The following is a 21224-nucleotide window of genomic DNA, read 5'->3' as shown; positions in this document are numbered from 1 at the left end:
TTACATATAGCTCTGCAAAATCGACCAAGCTTTATCTTTACCTTCACCGGTTTCTGATGAGAAAAGTACGATTTGGTCATTTTCATCTAAATCGAGGGTTTCTTTCGTGACTTTTAAATATTTCTGCCACTTTCCTCTTGGGATTTTATCTGCCTTCGTTGCAATGACAACACACGGAATGCCATAATGCTTCAGGAAGTCGTACATCATGACATCATCCTGGCTTGGCGGGTGCCTTAAGTCAACAATCATAACTACCGCTCTTAATTGTTTCCGAGAAGTAATATACGTTTCAATCATTTTTCCCCAAGCAGCACGCTCTGACTTTGAAACCTTCGCATATCCATATCCTGGAACATCGACAAAATGAAGGATTTCATTAATTAAATAAAAGTTTAAGGTTTGTGTTTTTCCTGGTTTTGACGATATTCTTGCGAGACCTTTACGATTTAACATCTTATTTATAAAAGAGGACTTGCCAACATTTGATCGTCCTGCCAATGCAAATTCAGGCAGCTCTGTTTCTGGGTATTGCTCTGGCCTTACGGCACTGATGACAATATCGGAACTTGTTACTTTCATTTCACTCCACCTTCTACTAGTGCATGCCGTAAAACTTCATCGACATGTGAAACCAGGACAAACTCAATTTCATTTCTTACACTTTCTGGGATATCATCAATATCCATTTCATTATCTTTTGGAAGAATGACCTTTGTTAATCCTGCTCTATGAGCACTGAGTGTTTTTTCTTTTAAACCGCCAATCGGAAGAACCCGGCCTCTAAGGGTAATTTCTCCTGTCATGCCTACTTCACGTCGAATCGCTCTGCCTGTTAGCGCAGACACCAGTGCAGTAGCCATTGTAATTCCTGCAGACGGCCCATCTTTTGGAACGGCACCTTCTGGAACATGAATGTGTACGTCAAATTTTTCATGAAAATTATCATCAATACCAAGCTCCGCAGTTTTTGAACGGACATAACTAAAGGCAGCCTGAGCTGATTCCTTCATGACATCGCCTAGTTTTCCTGTTAAAACCAGTCTTCCTTTACCAGGTGATAAGGACACTTCAATTTGCAGTGTATCTCCACCCACCGTCGTGTAGGCTAGACCCGTTGCAACTCCAACTTGATCCTCTGTCTCTGCTTGACCATAACGGTATTTTGGCTTACCTAGGAATTCCTCGACATTCTTTTCGGTAACGATGACCCGTTTTTTCTCACCTGAAACCACGATTTTTGCGGTCTTACGACAGATAGTTGCCATTTGTCGTTCCATGCTCCGGACCCCAGCTTCGCGGGTATAATACCTTACAACCTTCAGAAGGGCATCATCACGTACTTGGAGAATCCCTTTTGAAAGTCCATTTTCTTTAATTTGCTTAGGCAGTAAATGATCTCTTGTGATATGAACCTTTTCAATCTCGGTATAGCCTGCAATCGTGATAATTTCCATTCTATCCAGCAGTGGACCAGGGATGGTCGATAAGTTATTTGCAGTTGCTATGAACATGACTTTTGAAAGGTCATAAGTCTCTTCGATATAATGATCACTAAAATTATGGTTTTGCTCAGGGTCTAATACTTCAAGCATCGCAGACGACGGATCGCCACGGAAATCATTCGACATTTTATCAATCTCATCTAATAAAAAGACTGGATTGATGGTGCCCGCTTTTTTCATCCCTTGAATGATCCTACCTGGCATCGCCCCGACATATGTTCTGCGGTGACCGCGAATTTCAGATTCATCACGAACGCCACCTAAAGAAACTCTGACAAAATTGCGATTTAATGAAGTGGCAATTGAACGTGCTAAGCTTGTTTTCCCTACGCCTGGAGGTCCTGCAAGACAAAGAATCGGCCCTTTTAAGGAATTTGTTAGCTTTTGGACTGCTAAAAACTCCAATACACGTTCTTTTACTTTTTCGAGACCGAAATGATCCTGATTGAGGATTTTCTCAGAACGGTTAATATCAATATCGTCATTCGTCTTTTTCGACCATGGAATGGTAATCAGCCACTCAATATAGTTGCGAATGACCGCACTTTCTGCTGAGCTTGATGGCACTTTCTCATAACGGTCGAGTTCTTTTAAAGCAGTCTGCTGAACATGCTCGGGCATACCTGCATTATTAATTTTTGCAGTCAACTCCGCGATTTCACCTGTTTTACCCTCTTTATCGCCTAATTCTTTCTGAATCGCCTTCATTTGCTCACGCAAGTAATATTCCTTTTGCGTTCTTTCCATAGAGCGCTTTACACGTTGTCCAATCTTTTTCTCAAGGTTTAGTACTTCTTTTTCATTCTGTATGGTATCAATGACCATATTCATTCTTTGCTTTACATCAATCGTTTCAAGTATTTCCTGTTTTTCTTTCAGCTTAATTGGCAAATGGGAAGCGATAATATCTGCCATTCTACCTGGTTCCTCAATATCGACAACCGAGGCATAGGTTTCTGCTGAAATTTTCTTAGATAACTTTATGTATTGCTCGAAATACTCAAGCATTGCTCTCATTAATGCTTGATCCTCAACATCCTTTGTTGTAGGTTCATCATATGTCACAATGTTGACAGCATAATATTCGTCCTCATCATGAAACGATTCAATTTTTGCTCTGTTAAGTCCCTCCACCAATACGCGAATCGTACCATTTGGGAGTTTAAGCATTTGTTTAACCTTTGTTAAGGTACCAATTTCATATAAATCTTCTTCAGAAGGATCGTCTATTGCAATATCCTTTTGTGTAGTTAAAAAAATTAAATGGTCATCTACCATCGCTTTTTCTAGGGCTTCAACCGATCTCTCACGACCTACATCTAAATGAAGAACCATTGTTGGATACACCAGCAACCCCCGAAGCGGCAGGAGGGGGACGATCAATTCTCTCTCTTTCGCCATTAACTTGCACCTCCATATGCATAAATCAATCTTTTCCCGCTGTTAAAAGCAGAAATCGTCTTTGTACAATTCTATCTTATTTGCAAATATGTGTCTAATATTACGGAAGTAACAATATCTGCTTGTCAATATCATTAATTTTCCCCAAGCAGGATATTTCTATCATTAAAAACACTTCGGTTAGACAACCGAAGTGAAGAAAGTTAAATAGATTCTTTTTTAGAAAGCTCTATTGAGGCCGGGATAACTTGGTTAATTGGCTGGTTATTGACGAGGGCAATGTCAAAGACTTCACTCAAATGTGTAACCGGCACAATCCGAATTCCCGTTATTTCATTTAAAATCGATTGCATATTTTCTTCAGGGATAATTACAGTGGTTGCTCCTGCTTTCCGAGCTGCCTTTACCTTAGGGTATACGCCGCCGATAGGCTTGACATTTCCGTGAATACTTATTTCTCCCGTCATCGCTACCTTGTTATCAATCGGAATTTTGTAAATCGCCGAATATATTCCAGTTGCCATTGCAATTCCGGCTGAAGGACCATCAATTGGAACCCCGCCTGGGAAATTGACATGAATATCGAAATCATTCGCAGGAACACCCATTGATCTTAATACCGTGATAACATTTTCAATCGAACCACGCGCCATACTCTTACGACGGACTGATTTACCCTGACTGCCGATACTTTCTTCATCGACAATTCCAGTTATGTTAATCGATCCTTTATCCTTCGCAGGAATGACAGTTACCTCAATTTCAAGCAGTGCACCTGAATTGGGTCCATAAACGGCTAGACCGTTCACAAGGCCAATCCGGGAATCGTCATTAATCTTTCTTTCCATTCTTGGAGACAGTTGACTGGAATGAGCAACCCATTCTAAATCTTCATCTTTTATAAAATTGCGCTCATCCGTGATGGCAAGTCCAGCAGCAATCTGAACTATATTAACAGCTTCGCGCCCATTCCTTGCATATGTAGATAATATATCTAAACCAACTTCACTAATGTCTAAATTCACTTTTTCAGCCGCTTTTTTACCAATTTCAATGATTTCTTCTTGCGTCAATTCTCTAAAAAACACCTCCATACAGCGTGAGCGAATTGCAGGCGGTATTTCACTTGGAGTTCTTGTGGTTGCACCAATTAAGCGAAAATCAGCCGGAAGCCCATTCTTAAAAATATCATGGATATGTGTAGGAATTTGATTATTTTCTTCATGATAATAGGCACTTTCAAGAAATACTTTACGATCCTCAAGAACCTTTAACAGCTTGTTCATTTGAATCGGGTGTAACTCGCCAATCTCATCAATAAATAGTACACCACCATGTGCATTGGTAACTGCACCTTGCTTCGGCTGAGGAATTCCAGCCTGTCCCATTGCCCCTGCTCCTTGATAAATGGGATCATGAACGGACCCAATTAAAGGATCGGCAATGCCTCTTTCATCAAATCTGGCGGTTGTAGCATCCAATTCGATAAATACAGAGGATTGTTTAAATGGAGATTTTTGGTTTTTTTTCGCCTCTTCTAAAACTAATCTTGCTGCAGCTGTTTTTCCAACCCCTGGTGGTCCGTAAATTATAACATGCTGAGGATTTGGACCACATAATGCTGCCTTCAATGATTTTATACCATCTTCTTGTCCAACAATATCTTGGAAGCTTGTAGGGCGTACTTTTTCAGCTAATGGCTCCGTTAATGAAATCGATCTCATTTTTCGAAGCTGTTCCATTTCCTTACGGGATTCCCGATCAATGGAAACCTTTTGTGTCCGTTGGTTCCTAAGCAAATTCCAGAAATACAGCCCGATGATAATTCCAAAGAACAGCTGTATAAATAAGGCAATCCCCGTCCAACTCATCTTATTCCCTCCTGCTACAGTAAACTTGAGTAGATATTAATAAGTATTTCCTGCATAGAGATGGAATAAACCACAAATTTGTAAGAAACTGTTTAAGGCGGAATGTATAAAATGCAGAAAAAGGACCCAGTGATTTTACTGGATCCTCTAAAATTTCATTATTAAGCTGATTTTTCTTCTGCCACAACCGTTCCGTCTGCTAAAACAAGCTTTGGAAGACTATTGTCGATGACCGTATCTTTTGTAATGATACACTTTTGAATATCATTACGAGAAGGAAGGTCAAACATAACATCTAGCATGATTCCTTCAATAATAGAACGTAATCCGCGCGCACCTGTTTTACGTTCAATCGCTTTTTTCGCGATTTCACTAAGGGCGCCTTCCTCGAATTCCAATTCTACCTCATCGATTTCAAGCATTTTTTGATATTGCTTAACTAAAGCATTTTTTGGCTTTGTTAAGATTTCAATCAATGCTGACTCATCTAACTGCTCAAGACTTGCAATTACAGGTAGACGGCCGATGAATTCAGGAATTAAACCAAAGCGAAGTAAGTCCTCAGGTAACACTTTAGAAAGAAGCTCTTTCTGTGTGATTTCCAGCTGCTTCATTTCCGAACCAAAACCAATAACCTTTTGACCTAAGCGGCGCTTAATGATTGGTTCAATTCCATCAAATGCACCACCGCAAATAAATAAAATATTTGTCGTATCGATTTGAATGAATTCTTGGTGAGGATGTTTACGTCCGCCTTGAGGAGGAACGCTCGCAACTGTACCTTCTAGAATTTTTAGTAATGCTTGCTGTACACCTTCCCCAGAGACATCTCTAGTGATGGAAGGATTTTCTGATTTACGGGCAATTTTATCAATTTCATCAATATAAATAATACCCTTTTCAGCTTTTTCCACATCGTAATCAGCAGATTGAATCAATTTTAAAAGAATATTTTCAACATCTTCCCCTACATAACCTGCTTCGGTAAGAGACGTTGCATCTGCGATGGCAAATGGAACATTTAAAATACGTGCTAAAGTTTGAGCTAATAAAGTTTTACCACTTCCAGTTGGTCCAATCATAGCGATGTTACTCTTAGAAAGTTCAACATCATCAATCTTGCTATTAGAATTGATACGCTTGTAATGATTGTAAACTGCAACCGATAGAGATTTTTTAGCTTGATCCTGACCAATGACGTATTCATCAAGAATTTCACAAATCTCTCTTGGCTTCGGAACGTCTTTAAATTCTACTTCTTCTTCAGTTCCCAGCTCTTCTTCAACGATTTCTGTGCAGAGCTCGATACACTCGTCACATATATAAACACCTGGTCCGGCGACCAATTTACGAACTTGGTCTTGTGTCTTTCCACAGAAGGAACACTTTAATTGGCCTTTTTCATCATTAAATTTAAACAATTCTTTCACCCCTTGAAAACGTGTTATAACCATATTTAAAGTTGCCTAACACAAACAAAAATCCGTTTCTTTTTTCGAAACCTTTGAGTAGTATGTATTGCATTGTAACACATGGACCCAGTGGACAGGAAATAAAAAGCCTCTTCAATTATGTTTTTCTGAAAGCGCATTTTTGTTTGGAAATCCTTAAAATGGTTCGTATGTACCCATTAAGCATAACCACTTTTCACAAAAATAAATCTTTAATGGAGCTGGTTTTACTTAATTCGCTATGTAAATCTGTTTTTCCTGCCTGCAGTTCTTTTATGCTCCTGCCTGCTTGTTAAAAAGGTTTCCCTGTCCTTATTATAATATGTAATTGAAAAAATGTATAAAAACAGGCACGATAAAATCGTGCCATGTTTTAACAATATTTATTATTTTTTATTTTCAATCAAGAATTCAACCGCTTTTTGCTTTTGAAGATCACCTTTGATACCTTCAAGGCTGCCAAGTGCTTGCTTAATATTATCAACTGTCATGTTGTACATAGCAGCCATTTTTTCAATCTCAGCATTGACGTCTTCGTCAGTAGCTTCAATGTTTTCAGCTTTTGCAATTGCTTCAAGTGTTAACGCAACGCGAACGCGGTTTAGAGCTTCTTCTTTCATTTGTCCACGTAATGCATTCTCATCTTGACCTGAGAATTGGAAGTAAAGCTCGAGGTTCATACCTTGCGATTGTAAACGCTGTTCGAATTCTTGAAGCATACGGTTTACTTCGCTTTCAACCATAACATCTGGAATTTCAACTTCAGCATTAGCTGCAGCTTTTTCTACAACTGAATCACGTAGGTGGTGCTCAGCTTCATGCTTTTTGCTACCTTCTAAACGAGTTTTAATTTTTTCTTTTAATGCATCTAATGTTTCAACTTCGTCATCCACATCTTTTGCAAACTCGTCATCTAATGCAGGAAGTTCTTTACCTTTAATTTCATGAAGAGTTACTTTGAATACTGCAGGTTTGCCTGCAAGTTCAGCCGCATGATATTCTTCAGGGAATGATACTTCAACATCTTTAGATTCGCCAGTAGCCAAACCTACTAGCTGCTCTTCAAATCCTGGAATGAAAGAGCCAGAACCTAATTCAAGTGAATGGTTTTCAGCTTTTCCGCCTTCGAACGCTTCGCCATCAACGAATCCTTCAAAATCAAGAACAACGGTATCACCAAGTTCAGCAGTACCTTCTTCTTTCACTACAAGCTCAGCTTGACGGTTTTGAAGAGTTTCTAATTCTTTCGCAATATCTTCGTCTGTTACGTTTGTATCGAACTCTTCAACTTCTAAACCTTTGTACTCGCCTAGTGTTACTTCAGGCTTAACTTGTACAGTAGCTTTGAAGATTAGTTCTTTACCTTTTTCCATTTGCTCGATGTCGATATCAGGGCGATCAATTGGCTCGATTCCTGTTTCGTCAATCGCATTGCCATATGCTTCTGGAAGAAGAATATCTAATGCATCTTGATAAAGAGATTCTACACCGAAACGCTTTTCAAACATTTGACGAGGCATTTTTCCTTTACGGAAGCCTGGAACGTTTACTGTCTTAACAACTTTATTAAAAGCTGCAGTTAAACCTTCATTTACTTTTTCGGCACTTACTTCAACAGTAAGGACACCTTGGTTTCCTTCTAACTTTTCCCATTTCACTGTCATACGATTTCCCTCCAACAATCTATTATCATTTCATTTGTAACGAATATGGTAGGAAAATGTCTTGTCCATCCAAGCCATTATCCACTTTTTTTATGTAAAATATAGTTTTTACACAATGCAACCCTTACATTATAACACAGGATTTTTTTCTTTCAACAGAGTTATCTATATATTAGGATATGAAATTTCTTCTAATTCTTTGATTTTTGATAGTGCCTGCTCTATTTTTTCAGGAGAAATCTCGTATTCATCTGAAATATCATGTAAATCAGGGTCGACACCTAAATACCCAAGGACAAGTAAATGAAAAGCCGCCGCCCACGCTGTATCTGCTTCAGGCTTGAGTTCAAATGGATAGCTTATAAAAAAAATACGTTCTACCATTCCTTTAATATTTTCAAATAGAACCGGGTCACTACTTTCTAATTTCTTTTCTAGTATATTTACTATTTCCTTCATTCTCGGCTGTGACTGAATGTCAGGCAGTTCTGTTGGCACTAGCCTTAAATCCTCACTAAACTTTTTAACCAATATTTCCTTGTCATATTCATGCTCTTTTAATAAGGTTAGCAGCATTGTCATTAGGAAGGGATGAGCTAAATCTGAGTTAAGATATTCTTTGATTTCTTCCATAAAAGGGCGAATATTTTTTTCTGCCAATTTTGAAATAACGAGCATTTGGTCATTTATGTTGTTTAAGGTAGAAAGTCCGAGCCCCTTTACATTTGTATCTTCTATTGAGTCCTCACTTGGTTCCGGATGACTGCTGTCTGCCATTCGTTTGCTAAATTGCAGGATGGTAAGAAAATGGTCATGCCGGTCAGGTGGAATCTCCTTTTCGTCATAGAGTGCTTCAATCGTAGCGACAATTTCTTGGTATTCGTGCAGTTGGATTAATATGGTCAGATAGAGATCGACCATATGAAAATAGTCACCAATTCCTTCTAGAAGCATTCCATTCGCCAGTTCTTTGGCATTTTGATAGGCGCCGGCTTCAAAGTAAGCGAGTACGAGTCCTATTAAAATATCACTGTTCTCCGGGTCATGCACCCTTGCCTCCTCGAGCAAGGTGATTGCTTCTTGATACCTTTTATTTTGCAGGCTCTCTAAGCCCTTATCCGTTAATCTCTTTTCGAGTCCGGGAAGGAATATGATATTATCTTTCCGTTTCGCTCGTTCCCGTTTTTTCATATGTATACCGTCCTCTACTTCTATATGGAAAATAGTTTAGCATGAAAATGGGAAAAAACAAAAAAACTCACCTCGTATACGAGGGTTTTGTGCAATTGTTCCCGAAAATCTGTTACCGCTTGGTTTTCGGGCACAATCATGGAGTTATTGTTACCCAAAATCTGCTACTGCCTAGTTTTCGGGCACAATCACGGAGTTATTGTTACCCAAATTCTATTCCTGCTTGATTTTCGGGCACAATCCTACGGCCAATGTAGAAAATGGGGCGTACTTTAGAAAATTCAAGTATCTGATATCCATAAAAACAAAAAAACTCACCTTCTGAAGGTGAGTAATAAGTTTTGGTATGTAGTTAAATGGCGTCCCAGGAGAGATTCGAACTCCCGACCGTACGCTTAGAAGGCGTATGCTCTATCCGGCTGAGCTACTGGGACATAATAAGTTTTTCAAAGACAAGATTTATTATATAAAGGATATGAATAAAAGTCAACACTTTTTGTGGAATTTTTATAGTTCCTAAAAAGATTGGACTGATTACAAATATATTCGACTTAACATCGATATATAAATTAGGTAGGCTGGAGTGACCGAATACCATTTATGAAGTGCATTTGGGTCAATGCAGCTAGTTTGGAGTGACCGAATACCATTTATAAAATGCATTTGGGTCAATGCAGCTTGGCTGGAGTGACCGAATACCATCTATGAAAAGCGTTTGGGTCAATGTAGCTTGGCTGGAGTGACCGAATACCATCTATGAAAAGCGTTTGGGTCAATGCAGCTTGGCTGGAGTGACCGAATACCATCTATAAAATGCATTTGGGTCAATGCAGCTTGGCTGGAGTGACCGAATACCATTTATGAAATGCATTTGGGTCAATGCAACTAGGCTGGAGTGACCGAATACCATTTATAAAATGCATTTGGGTCAATGCAGGTAGTCTAATGGGGGAAGAAAATCTCTTCCCTCATTATCTTTTTACAAAGCAAATTCATAGGCTAAATCGTTTAGCTCCCGACCGCTGATGTCATATACAGACATTTTGACCTTATCTTCTACTAATTCTAAAATGACATAGGTTTTCTCGATACGCCCACGTGGCAAACGAATGCTCCCTGGATTCAAGAACAGGGTGCCACCAATGACTTCCGCTCCCAATAGATGAGAGTGCCCGAAACAAACGATATTTGCCCCAGCTTCGGCTGCCTTATAGGATAAATTCATTAATGATGTCTTCACTGAATACTTGTGACCATGGGTAATAAAGAACTTCCTGCCAGCGACCTCAGTTGTTGTCTCTAGAGGATAGTTGCCAAAATCACAATTTCCCTTCACAGTCAAATAACCATTCATTACCTTATCCTCAGCCATCATTTCGGAATCACCACAGTGAATCATTAACTCGACATCATTCAAATGCCTCTCTCTCAAATCCTCAAGCTCTTTCGTTAACCCATGGCTATCACTAACAACAAGAACCTTGCTCATGATTATTCCGCTCTTTCCACGAGCGAATCTACGATGACATCAAGTTTTTTCAATGCATTCGCTCGGTGACTGATTTTATTTTTTTCATCCGACGATAGTTCTGCCATCGCACAGCCTTTTTCCGGCACATAAAAGACTGGGTCGTAGCCAAATCCATTCGTTCCCCTTTGCTCCTCAAGAATTCGTCCCTCACAGGTCCCAGCAACCGTAATGGTCTCTTTGCCCGGCACAGCAACAGCAAGTGCACAATAAAAGCGAGCAGTACGATTTTCTTCAGGAACTCCCTGTAGTTCAGTTAGTACCTTTTCAAGATTTTTTTGATCATCCTTAGGCTCCTCACCAGCGTATCGTGCAGAGTAAATTCCAGGTCGGCCTTCTAAGGCGTCCACCATTAAGCCGGAATCATCACCAATCACCATTTTATTCAATTGCTGCGACACTGATTCCGCTTTTAACGTTGCATTTTCTTCAAACGTTCTACCCGTTTCTTCAACATCCTCGATCTCAGGATAATCAAGTAGTGTCCGCACCGCTATCCCTCTAGGAGCAAATATATGTTCAAATTCCCTAGCCTTGCCTGGATTTTTGGTTGCGATAATAACTTCCTTCATTTTTTCTATCCCCTTATTTCTTCCGTTTTGCTTCAATTTTTGCTGTAATTTCTTCCCCTAATGCCGTTTTTTGATGTTCAAAAAGCTCCATCAGTCCCTCTTGAGCTGCACCTAATAGTTCTTGCAGCTGCTGGTAGGAGAAAGTAGATTCCTCACCAGTCCCCTGTAATTCTACAAATTCACCATTACCCGTCATAACAATATTCATATCAACTAGTGCTTTTGAATCTTCAGCGTAATTCAAATCAAGCACGGTTTCGTTATTTTTTAGAATTCCAACACTCGTGGCGGCTAAGTAATCTGTAATCGGAAACTTAAAACCCTTTTTTTCCCCAAGTCGATTGAGGGCAATCGCCATCGCTACAAATGCTCCTGTAATCGAAGCAGTCCTCGTCCCACCATCCGCTTGGATGACGTCACAATCAATCCAGACCGTTCTTTCACCAAGTGCAGAAAGGTCAACAATGGCTCTTAACGCACGTCCAATTAACCGCTGGATTTCCATCGTTCTGCCGGTAACCTTCCCTTTTGAAGATTCACGAATGTTTCTGGTTTCGGTTGCCCGCGGCAGCATAGAATATTCTGCGGTTATCCAGCCTTTGCCTTCACCTCTCATAAAATGAGGAACTCTATCCTCGATGCTTGCAGTACAAATTACCTTTGTGTTCCCCACTGATATAAGTACAGAGCCTTCTGGGTGCATTAAATAGCCTGTTTCAATATGTATTGGTCTTAATTGCAGTCTTTCTCTACCATCAACACGCACTACTATTTCCTCCTTAATGGTGAAAAACCTAACTCACCATAAAAAAATCAAATAAAGAAGAGGAAGCCTAAAGGCAACCTCCCTACGATTGTCACTATATAGTATATCAAAAATACATTTTTAGAAACTACCTGTATTGACTTTTTCTGGGCGAGTTACTGGTTCAGATACTTTTTCACCCTTATCATTTACCAGCTCAGCCTTGCCATCTACCGTTACAGCAACACTTTCAATCCCCTTTTGCTCAGTCAAAGAAAGAACTAGTGTATTAAGTAAATGCTCTGAAACAATTTTTTCTTCAAAGCTTCCATAGATGGATTTATTAAAATTCAATGTTACTTTTCCATCCTCGATTTTTGGTGTCTCTAGAAGCTCCACATCCGCCATAAAGTCTGAAGCAAGATTAGATTTAGAATTAGGCCCCTTCACCAATTCATTTACGACGGCAACAACATTATTTTTTTCGCTTGTACTAACCCGTTTTGTTACAGGTACATAGTAATACGAACCTTCTTCACCGCCGATATAATATACCGTAACAGGCTTGGTATTCGTAATATCCATAACATCAGCAGTATCAAGGTTAATACCTGTAGCTCTTGATAGGTTTTCGCTGATTGGTGTTCCGTTTACAGGCATTTCATTTAGTTCATGCCCATTCATTTGCAGCTTAACCTTCTTGACTGTATCAAATTGTGTGAGTGTCCATGTGATAGATTCAAGGATTTTTCTTTCATCTTCAGGCTGGTAGTTCTTAAACTCCTTTGAGAAGTCGACTACCGCTAGTCCGTCTTTAATGTTAACGGAAATGGTTGTACCTTCTGGCAACACAGCCCGGAAATCATTTGGCAGCATGTCTGTAACTGGACCATTCGCAACTAAGTGCTCTAATGCTTGCTTCGCTACAGAGGTTGTTTTAGGCAGAGTTAATGTTTGTGGTACAACTAAACCATCTTTATTGATTAGGTATAATTCTGTACTTACGGTTCCTTCGACTTCCTCATTCTGACCTGTGGTTTCCTTAGTCGGGTTTGCTTTCGTTTCTGTAACCTGCTTTGGTGGATCTACTTTTTTCTGCACTTCTTTTCCGAACAATCCACACCCCGATAAAAAAAGTGTTGAAGCAAAAACAGCTGTAACAAGGGGTTTCACTTTATTTTTTGACATATTTTTCCCTCCTAAGACAGTTTGTACTATCATGTATACGAGCCTATTAAAATAATTAGACCGCCTTCGGAAAGAAAATAGGATTTTTTTCATAAAAATAGCTCCCACTATAGGGAGCTTTGACTATAATTTTATTTTTCTCACATCATTAATAGGGAAGCCAAGCCACTGTGTAGCAATTTTCGAAAAAATATACCTTGAACCTGTAGTGTAAAATTCATGTGCAGGTTCATCCTCTCCAGTTTCAAGGATACCGTTATATTGAAGAATGGCACTAATTTCCCTTGCAGTTTCATCCCCAGAGCTAATAACATTTACAGTGTCACCCATCACTTTTTGAATAAGTGGCTCGAGCAAAGGGTAATGCGTGCAGCCGAGGATAAGTGTATCTAAATTTTGATTTTGCAAAGGCTTCAACGCTTCTATCACAATTCTCTCAGCAATTTCCCCGTCGTACTCTCCGCTTTCAACAAGAGGAACGAACTTCGGGCATGCTTGTCCGGTTACAAACAATCGGCTGTTCAGCGCCTTTAACGCTTTTTCGTAAGCACCACTTTTGATCGTTCCTTCTGTACCAATAATCCCTACCCGATAGTTTTTTGTTCGCTTGACAGCGGTTCGTGCTCCCGGATAGATTACTCCTATCACTGGAATTTTCAGTTCATTTCTAATCTCATCCAAGACCGCTGCTGTTGCTGTGTTACACGCAATAACGAGCATTTTTATATTTTTTCCTAACAAAAAGGTCGTTAATTCCCATGTGAATCGTTTGACTTCCTTCAGTGGTCTTGGTCCATATGGGCACCGTGCCGTATCACCCAAGTAAATGATCTTTTCGTTCGGAAGCTGTCTTATGATTTCCTTCGCAACCGTTAATCCACCAACGCCAGAATCAATTACACCAATTGGTTGTTTCAAAATCATCGCCTCTTTTTAACGCATATCTTGATGCAGTTTCATCAAATTACTTTGAAAATGTTGAATTTCTTCAATCGAGAAATTTGCCAAAACTTCCTCTAAGTAGACTTGACGTTTCTTAATGACTTCATCTATTATTCTTTCGCCTTCTTCAAGTAAGTGAATTCTTACGACCCGGCGATCCTTTGGATCCTTTACCCTCACAACCAGTTGATTTTTTTCCATACGATCAACTAGATCGGTTGTGGTACTAAAGGCCAAATACATTTTAGTAGACAACTCCCCAATGGTCATATCACCATCTTCAAAAAGCCATTGCAGTGCCACAAATTGCGGCGGAGTTATTTTATAATGACCGAGCATCTCTCTGCCTTTTTGCTTAATAATCCCTGAAATATAACGTAAATCCTTTTCTATTCTCGCGACAATTTCCTGGCTAATCTTTGGTGAATTCTCGACAGTCATTCTATAACACTCCTATATGAGGTTTCCCTTTACAGTTTCCGTAGTCATTACCTGTACTTTAATCTTGTCCTTATTTTCTACTTTTTTCGATAAAATTTCAAGTTCAAATGTAACAAAGCATGAAAAAGCCATGATAAAAACATGAACCGGCCTCCCGTAGGATGCCGGTCATGATTAAAGTTCTAGCTCTCCCATACGAAGGAGCTCTACAACTGCTTGTGAACGCCCTTTGACACCAAGCTTTTGCATAGCATTGGAAATATGGTTTCGAACCGTCTTCTCGCTTATAAACAATTCACCAGCGATTTCCTTAGTAGTTTTATCCTGTACTAAGAGTTCGAATACTTCTCTTTCACGTTTGGTGAGTAACGGCTTGTGAGTATATTCATTCTCCTTCAAGTATTGTGACCCTCCTTGCCTTCGCCAGTTATGAACCGTGGGGTGGGTATATATTTAGTCACGATATCATATGTGAATGACACTACTGGAGTGACTATATTTGGATTATCGAGAAATAATTTTCAAAAAAATAAAAGCCCTCTACAAAAGGACTTTAAATAGGTTTCGCATAAATGATATAACGTTCCGGGGCGTCACCCACAAAACGGAATGGATAACAGGTGATGACGATTAATTCTTCCTGGGTATTTTGCAAGGTAATGATGGTTCGATCATCCTTGTCGACAATCTTGGTATGGGTAAGTTCATACTTAAACTTTCCGTTTGCCAGCTGTACTTCAAAGATATCCCCAGGCTTCAATTCTCCCAAACGCCTAAAAACAGTATCTCGATGTCCTGATAAAACAATCTGCCCATTCTCTCCAGGAAAGTATGAACCTTTGTAATGTCCAACACCTTTTTTCAAATCATTTGGGTCAGTACCTTCAACAATGGCCAACTCAGATTTAATCTTCGGTATTGTCAATAATCCAACTGTATCACCAAAATTTGGAGGTTCAATTTTTTTGTTTCTTTTAGGAAATTCCTCATCAAAAGTAGGAGACTCGGCCTGTGCAACAATTTTTTTTGCCTCTTTGAGCGAGGTATCACCTTGAAATTTGGTCTCCATGATTTGCCAAACTCCAACACCGATTACAACTAATCCGGCAAGTATTATTAACAACGGAAGCTTTTTCACCCTCATTTACCATCCTTTTTCCAACTTATTACTACTAGTATACCAAAAGGCAATATGAATGTCCTAAAAGAAAAACCTTCTCTTCATAATAGAAAAGAAGGTTTAAAGAATCAGACCCTACGCATGATCGCTTCCGAAGAAGCTTCTAAATGCTTGGATTGTAGTATCACGGTTTAACGCTGCAATTGATGTAGTTAAAGGAATTCCTTTCGGACATGATTGTACACAGTTCTGTGAGTTACCACAGTTCGCAAGTCCGCCATCACCCATAATTGCTTCCAAACGCTCGGCCTTATTCATTTCACCAGTTGGATGAGCATTGAAAAGACGTACTTGAGAAAGCGGCTGCGGTCCAATAAAGCTTGAGTTGCTATTTACATTTGGGCAAGCCTCAAGGCAGACACCACAAGTCATACATTTTGAAAGTTCGTAAGCCCATTGGCGTTTTTTCTCAGGCATACGTGGTCCTGGTCCCAGGTCATAGGTTCCATCGATTGGAATCCAGGCTTTTACTTTCTTCAAAGCGTCAAACATTCTGCTGCGGTCAACTTGCAGGTCACGAACAATAGGGAACGTTTTCATTGGTTCTAAACGGATTGGCTGCTCCAGCTGATCGACGAGTGCCGAACAGGATTGGCGCGGCTTTCCGTTAATAACCATGGAACAAGCTCCGCAAACTTCTTCAAGACAGTTACTATCCCAAGTAATCGGAGTTGTATCTTGCCCTTTTGTGTTTACAGGATTTCTTCGAATTTCCATTAATGCGGAAATGACATTCATATTCGGACGATATGCTAGTTCAAACTCCTCTTCATATGGAGCAGAATCTGGGCCATCTTGACGTGTAACAATAAATTTTACTGTTTTATTTTCAGACATGCTATTCTACTCCCCCTTAATGACTTTTTGAGTAATCGCGTTCACGTGGCTTGATTAATGAAACATCAACTTCCTCGTAATGGAATGCTGGTGCAGATGAGCTATCAACAAATTTCGCCATTGTTGTCTTTAGGAACTCTTCATCATTACGTTTAGGGAATTCAGGCTTGTAATGAGCACCACGGCTTTCATTACGGTTATAGGCACCAATTGTGATTACACGAGCTAATTGAAGCATGTTCTCTAATTGACGAGTGAAAGCTGCCCCTTGGTTGCTCCATTTGCTTGTATCATGGATGTTTATATTTTTATAGCGTTCTAATAGTTCTTGAAGCTTCTCATCAGTCTTTAAAAGTCTGTCGTTGTGACGTACAACCGTAACATTATCTGTCATCCACTCGCCAAGCTCTTTATGAAGAACATAAGCATTTTCTGTACCATTTAAGGACATAACAGAAGCCCACTTATCTTCTTGTTCTTTAACATGGCGATCAAAAACTGAAGAGGATACAGCATCTGAACTCTTCTCAAGACCCTTGATGTATTTAACTGCATTTGGACCGACAACCATACCGCCATAAATAGCTGATAATAATGAATTAGCACCTAAACGATTTGCTCCATGCTGTGAGAAATCACATTCACCAGCAGCAAAAAGTCCTGGAATGTTTGTCATTTGATCGTAATCCACCCATAGTCCACCCATCGAATAGTGAACAGCAGGGAAAATTTTCATTGGAAGTTTACGTGGGTCATCCCCGGTGAACTTCTCATAGATTTCGATAATTCCACCAAGCTTAACATCCAATTCGTGCGGATCCTTATGAGATAAATCTAGGTATACCATATTTTCACCGTTAATTCCGAGTTTTTGATTAACACAAACATCGAAAATTTCACGAGTTGCAATATCACGTGGTACTAGATTTCCATAGGCAGGATATTTTTCCTCTAAGAAATACCATGGCTTACCATCTTTATATGTCCAAATACGTCCACCTTCACCACGAGCTGATTCACTCATTAGACGAAGCTTATCATCACCAGGAATGGCAGTTGGATGGATTTGAATCATTTCTCCGTTCGCATAATATGCGCCTTGCTGATAAACAATAGAAGCTGCAGAACCCGTATTAATAACTGAATTCGTTGTTTTACCAAAAATTATACCAGGGCCACCTGTTGCCAAGATTACGGCATCACCTGAGAACGATTTAATTTCCATTGATCTAAGATTTTGCGCGACAATACCACGGCAAACACCGTCGTCATCGATTACGGAGCCTAAGAATTCCCAGCCTTCATACTTAGTAACTAAACCAGCCACTTCATGGCGGCGTACTTGCTCGTCCAATGCATATAACAGCTGTTGCCCTGTAGTTGCTCCAGCAAATGCTGTACGGTGAAATTGAGTACCTCCGAAACGGCGGAAGTCCAATAATCCTTCTGGAGTCCGGTTAAACATTACTCCCATACGGTCCATTAAATGAATAATACCAGGCGCTGCATCACACATCGCTTTTACTGGCGGTTGGTTAGCAAGAAAGTCACCGCCATAAACAGTATCGTCAAAGTGAATCCATGTAGAATCACCTTCACCTTTTGTATTTACTGCTCCATTAATACCACCTTGGGCACAAACAGAGTGGGAACGCTTAACTGGAACAAGTGAAAATAATTCTACAGGTGTTCCTGACTCAGCAACCTTGATGGTTGCCATTAAGCCGGCTAAGCCGCCGCCAACTATGATCACCTTACCTTTACTCATTGTGACTCACTCCCTTAATCCAAAAATCCGATATTTTTCAACTCAGTGTATTTTTGTTTTTTTTAAGCAAAAGCTAAAAGTGTTCTTATTGCTACGATTGAAAGGACCACAAAAACGCCAATTGTAAAATATGTAGAAATTACTTGTGCACGTGGAGAAACTGTTATACCCCAGCTAACAAAGAATGACCACAAGCCGTTTGCAAAATGGAAAATTGTTGAAATTACACCAATTACATAGAAGATAAACATAAATGGTGAAGACAGAATATTGGCCATCATGTCAAAGTCAACATCTGTACCGAATGCTGCTGCAACGCGAGTTTGCCATACGTGCCATGCAATAAAGATTAACGTAATGACACCTGATACACGCTGCAGTAAGAACATCCAGTTTCTGAAATATCCATATTCCCCGGCATTATTTTTTGCGGTAAAAGCAATATAAAGGCCATAGATTGCATGAAATAAAATTGGTAAATAAATCACTACTGTTTCTAGGACAATTCTAAAAGGAAGGTTCCCCATAAAATCTGCAGCTTTGTTAAAGGACTCTGGTCCCCCTGTAGCAAAATGATTGACTACTAGATGCTGGATTAGGAATAGTCCTATTGGAATTACTCCTAGTAATGAATGCAATCTTCGATTAAAAAACTCTCGATTCCCCGCCATAATTAACCCCCCTTGAATTTTTAAAATGATGGTAAGACTTTTTAAACCTACTGTTCTTGTTAAATAAATTTTCAAACTTAGTACCACTGTGACAATTATGTGACATGTCCATTTTACCCCCAACCGCATGGAGCGTCAAGAAAACGTATACACAAAAACTTTAAAAAAATAAAATTTTTAAAATATATTGATATTATAATAAACTTTAAGTTTTTTCGCATGTAATTGGTATTATCTTCAATTAAACCCAATAGAATTACAATGAAGTTATTCAATTAAACGGAAGCCTGCATTCCTTTTTGGGGAACATAATTATAATGAAAGATAGGCTTATGTATTGCAAGATAACAATCCTTCACCACTCTAAAGCTTTAGACTCATCTCGATAAAAAGTGTTCTTATCAAAAGCCATATTTGTATATAATAGAATGATAGAAAGAGGGGAAGCTATATGAAAGATAGTAATGTCGTCGAACTTAATTTACATTCGGACGAACCAAAAAATATTTCGTTGTTTGGTTATGAATTGATTAGGGAATTTGTATTGCCTGAAATTTTAGGAAAAGATACTCCTGAGATTCTGTACTGGGCTGGAAAACGATTAGCGCGTAAGCACCCATTAACCACTCTTGATGAAGTCATTGAATTTTTCACAAAAGCCTCCTGGGGGCAGCTCGAGTTAAAAAAAGAGCGAAAAGATGAAATTGAATTTGAACTAATAAGCCCGCTCATCGTTTCTCGAGTCAAATCAAAAGCGGAACACTACTTCCAAATCGAAGCAGGCTTCCTTGCCCAACAAATCGAACTCCAAAAACAAGCCATCGCCGAAACCTTCGAACACCCAGTAAAAAAGGCAAACAAAGTCCAATTCACCGTCAAATGGGACCGTAAGGATACACTATAACATTTAGAAAAGCCTTCATCGACAGAAAGAACATCGATGAAAGCTTTTTTTCTTTATTGGTTGTCTGTAGAAAGACCGAAGGCTTGGTGTAGTACTTCTACTGCTTTTAACATGTGTTTTTCTTCGACTACTGCTGATACTTTTATTTCTGAGGTGCTGACCATTTTAATTTGAATACTGTTGGCTGCTAGGACTTCAAACATTTTAGCTGCGACCCCTGGATTTGAAATCATTCCTGAACCAACGATGGATACTTTAGCTAATTTATTTTCAGCATCCAGCCTTTCGTAGTTTAGCACATCCTTGTTATCTTCAAGGACATTTAAAGTCTCTAATAGGTCTTGCGTTTTAATCGAGAAGGCAAGATTAGCTGTTTCAGCTTCCGTTGTACTTTGAACGATAATATCGACATTTAGATGATTCTCTGCAAGTGTTGTAAAGATGGTTGATAAACTAGTTAAAGAATTGGCAAGACCTAATACGCTCACCTTTGTAATTTCATCTTCGAATGCCACTCCACGGACAACAAGGTTTTGTTCCATTGATGCTTCCTCCTCAATCACTGTTCCTTCTTCTTTCTCCAAGCTCGAACGAACTTGAAGTCGTACCTGATAGTTTTTTGCAAATTCTACTGCTCTAGGGTGCAAGACACCTGCTCCTAAATTGGCAAGCTCAAGCATTTCATCATAAGATACTGATTTTAATTTACGAGCACTTTTCACATATCTTGGGTCAGCGGTGAAAACCCCTGTTACATCCGTATAGATATCGCACTTATCAGCCTTAAGAGCCGCAGCTAGTGCTACCGCGGTCGTATCAGAGCCGCCGCGTCCGAGTGTTGTAATCTCGCCATCTTCGGTAATCCCTTGGAAACCTGCGACAATGACCACATTGCCTTCGCTCAGCTGGTTCTTTACAGCCTCAGTATTAATCGTTGTAATACGGGCATTTCCATGGACAGGTTCTGTCAAAATTCCAGCCTGCCAGCCAGTAAACGAAACTGCAGGTAATTTTTGCTCATTTAGCGCCATCGACAATAAAGCAATTGTCACCTGTTCTCCAGTGCTTAAGAGCATGTCCATGTCCCGTTTATTTGGATGCTCAGAAATTTCTTTGGCTAGGTTTACCAAATGATCCGTTGATTTCCCCATTGCTGAGACAACTACAACCACCTGATTCCCTTGGTCCGTTTCGGCTTTTACCCGTTTAACTACATTTAGAATTTTTTCGACACTTCCTACCGAAGTACCGCCAAACTTTTGTACAATTAAACCCATTTTTTCCCCTGCTTTCAGTTATAGGTTCAGCTATCATTATATTTTTCCCCGCAAAAAAATAAAAAAGCAATGAGAGGGCATCTCATTG

19 protein-coding genes and 1 tRNA gene are annotated in these 21224 nt (G+C 39.6%); 1 reads left to right on the top strand and 19 read right to left on the bottom strand.

Annotated elements, in window-relative coordinates; genetic code table 11:
• The 18 genes from yihA to J2Y03_RS14455 all read right to left on the bottom strand — a co-directional run bounded on the left by yihA (position 1) and on the right by J2Y03_RS14455 (position 18955).
• Positions 1-582: a ribosome biogenesis GTP-binding protein YihA/YsxC gene (gene yihA / locus J2Y03_RS14540; RefSeq protein WP_310195310.1), complete on the bottom strand. Its 582-nt coding sequence runs from the start codon at positions 580-582 to the stop codon at positions 1-3.
• Positions 579-2906, bottom strand: coding sequence for an endopeptidase La (lon, locus tag J2Y03_RS14535; protein ID WP_310195306.1), 2328 nt, complete (start codon positions 2904-2906; stop codon positions 579-581). Before lon ends, yihA begins: the two co-directional genes overlap by 4 nt.
• Before the next feature lie 203 nt (positions 2907-3109).
• Entirely contained in the window at positions 3110-4777 is a 1668-nt protein-coding gene (lonB, locus tag J2Y03_RS14530) for an ATP-dependent protease LonB (protein WP_310195304.1), read from the bottom strand.
• A 161-nt stretch (positions 4778-4938) separates the two neighbouring features.
• Complete coding sequence (gene clpX / locus J2Y03_RS14525; RefSeq protein ID WP_310195302.1) at positions 4939-6198, bottom strand: ATP-dependent protease ATP-binding subunit ClpX; 1260 nt, start codon at positions 6196-6198, stop codon at positions 4939-4941.
• Positions 6199-6614: 416 nt separating this feature from the next.
• Positions 6615-7892, bottom strand: coding sequence for a trigger factor (gene tig, locus J2Y03_RS14520; RefSeq protein WP_310195299.1), 1278 nt, complete (start codon positions 7890-7892; stop codon positions 6615-6617).
• 165 nt (positions 7893-8057) lie between these two features.
• On the bottom strand, positions 8058-9083 hold the full coding sequence (locus J2Y03_RS14515; RefSeq protein ID WP_310195295.1) for a tetratricopeptide repeat protein: 1026 nt from the start codon (positions 9081-9083) through the stop codon (positions 8058-8060).
• 357 nt (positions 9084-9440) lie between these two features.
• A tRNA-Arg gene (locus tag J2Y03_RS14510) sits at positions 9441-9517 on the bottom strand.
• A gap of 545 nt (positions 9518-10062) precedes the next feature.
• Positions 10063-10572, bottom strand: coding sequence for a metallophosphoesterase family protein (locus J2Y03_RS14505; RefSeq protein WP_310195294.1), 510 nt, complete (start codon positions 10570-10572; stop codon positions 10063-10065).
• A 2-nt stretch (positions 10573-10574) separates the two neighbouring features.
• Positions 10575-11183, bottom strand: coding sequence for an XTP/dITP diphosphatase (locus J2Y03_RS14500; protein ID WP_310195292.1), 609 nt, complete (start codon positions 11181-11183; stop codon positions 10575-10577).
• 13 nt (positions 11184-11196) lie between these two features.
• Positions 11197-11949, bottom strand: coding sequence for a ribonuclease PH (gene rph, locus J2Y03_RS14495; RefSeq protein WP_310195289.1), 753 nt, complete (start codon positions 11947-11949; stop codon positions 11197-11199).
• 120 nt (positions 11950-12069) lie between these two features.
• The gene (locus tag J2Y03_RS14490; RefSeq protein WP_310195288.1) at positions 12070-13116 is read right to left on the bottom strand and encodes a GerMN domain-containing protein; all 1047 of its coding nucleotides are present in this window, start codon (positions 13114-13116) and stop codon (positions 12070-12072) included.
• A gap of 123 nt (positions 13117-13239) precedes the next feature.
• Entirely contained in the window at positions 13240-14034 is a 795-nt protein-coding gene (gene racE / locus J2Y03_RS14485; protein ID WP_132088982.1) for a glutamate racemase, read from the bottom strand.
• A gap of 15 nt (positions 14035-14049) precedes the next feature.
• Positions 14050-14499, bottom strand: a complete 450-nt coding sequence (locus tag J2Y03_RS14480; RefSeq protein WP_132088987.1) for a MarR family winged helix-turn-helix transcriptional regulator — start codon at positions 14497-14499, stop codon at positions 14050-14052.
• Between the two features lie 174 nt (positions 14500-14673).
• Positions 14674-14898, bottom strand: coding sequence for a spore germination transcription factor GerE (gerE, locus tag J2Y03_RS14475; protein WP_009796032.1), 225 nt, complete (start codon positions 14896-14898; stop codon positions 14674-14676).
• A 154-nt stretch (positions 14899-15052) separates the two neighbouring features.
• Positions 15053-15643 (bottom strand): class D sortase, encoded by a 591-nt coding sequence (locus tag J2Y03_RS14470; RefSeq protein WP_310195283.1) that lies wholly within the window; start codon positions 15641-15643, stop codon positions 15053-15055.
• A gap of 111 nt (positions 15644-15754) precedes the next feature.
• A complete protein-coding gene (gene sdhB, locus J2Y03_RS14465; protein WP_132088995.1) occupies positions 15755-16516 on the bottom strand; it encodes a succinate dehydrogenase iron-sulfur subunit in 762 nt (253 codons plus the stop codon).
• A 16-nt stretch (positions 16517-16532) separates the two neighbouring features.
• Entirely contained in the window at positions 16533-18284 is a 1752-nt protein-coding gene (gene sdhA, locus J2Y03_RS14460; RefSeq protein WP_132088999.1) for a succinate dehydrogenase flavoprotein subunit, read from the bottom strand.
• Between the two features lie 62 nt (positions 18285-18346).
• Positions 18347-18955 carry a succinate dehydrogenase cytochrome b558 subunit gene (locus J2Y03_RS14455; protein ID WP_132089003.1) on the bottom strand — a complete coding sequence of 203 codons (609 nt, stop codon included), beginning with the start codon at positions 18953-18955 and terminating at the stop codon, positions 18347-18349.
• A 451-nt stretch (positions 18956-19406) separates the two neighbouring features.
• Here J2Y03_RS14455 and J2Y03_RS14450 point away from each other — a divergent pair, with 451 nt between their 5' ends.
• Positions 19407-19859 (top strand): YslB family protein, encoded by a 453-nt coding sequence (locus J2Y03_RS14450; RefSeq protein ID WP_310195281.1) that lies wholly within the window; start codon positions 19407-19409, stop codon positions 19857-19859.
• Positions 19860-19912: 53 nt separating this feature from the next.
• Here J2Y03_RS14450 and J2Y03_RS14445 read toward each other — a convergent pair whose 3' ends face one another.
• Positions 19913-21136, bottom strand: a complete 1224-nt coding sequence (locus J2Y03_RS14445) for an aspartate kinase (protein ID WP_310195278.1) — start codon at positions 21134-21136, stop codon at positions 19913-19915.
• Between the last annotated feature and the right edge of the window lie 88 nt (positions 21137-21224).

This window comes from Neobacillus niacini, assembly GCF_031457145.1.
Lineage (GTDB): Bacteria > Bacillota > Bacilli > Bacillales > Cytobacillaceae > Neobacillus > Neobacillus niacini_J.
The sequence above is the reverse complement of the archived record's forward strand: the minus strand, read 5'-3'. Positions and strand labels throughout refer to the sequence as shown.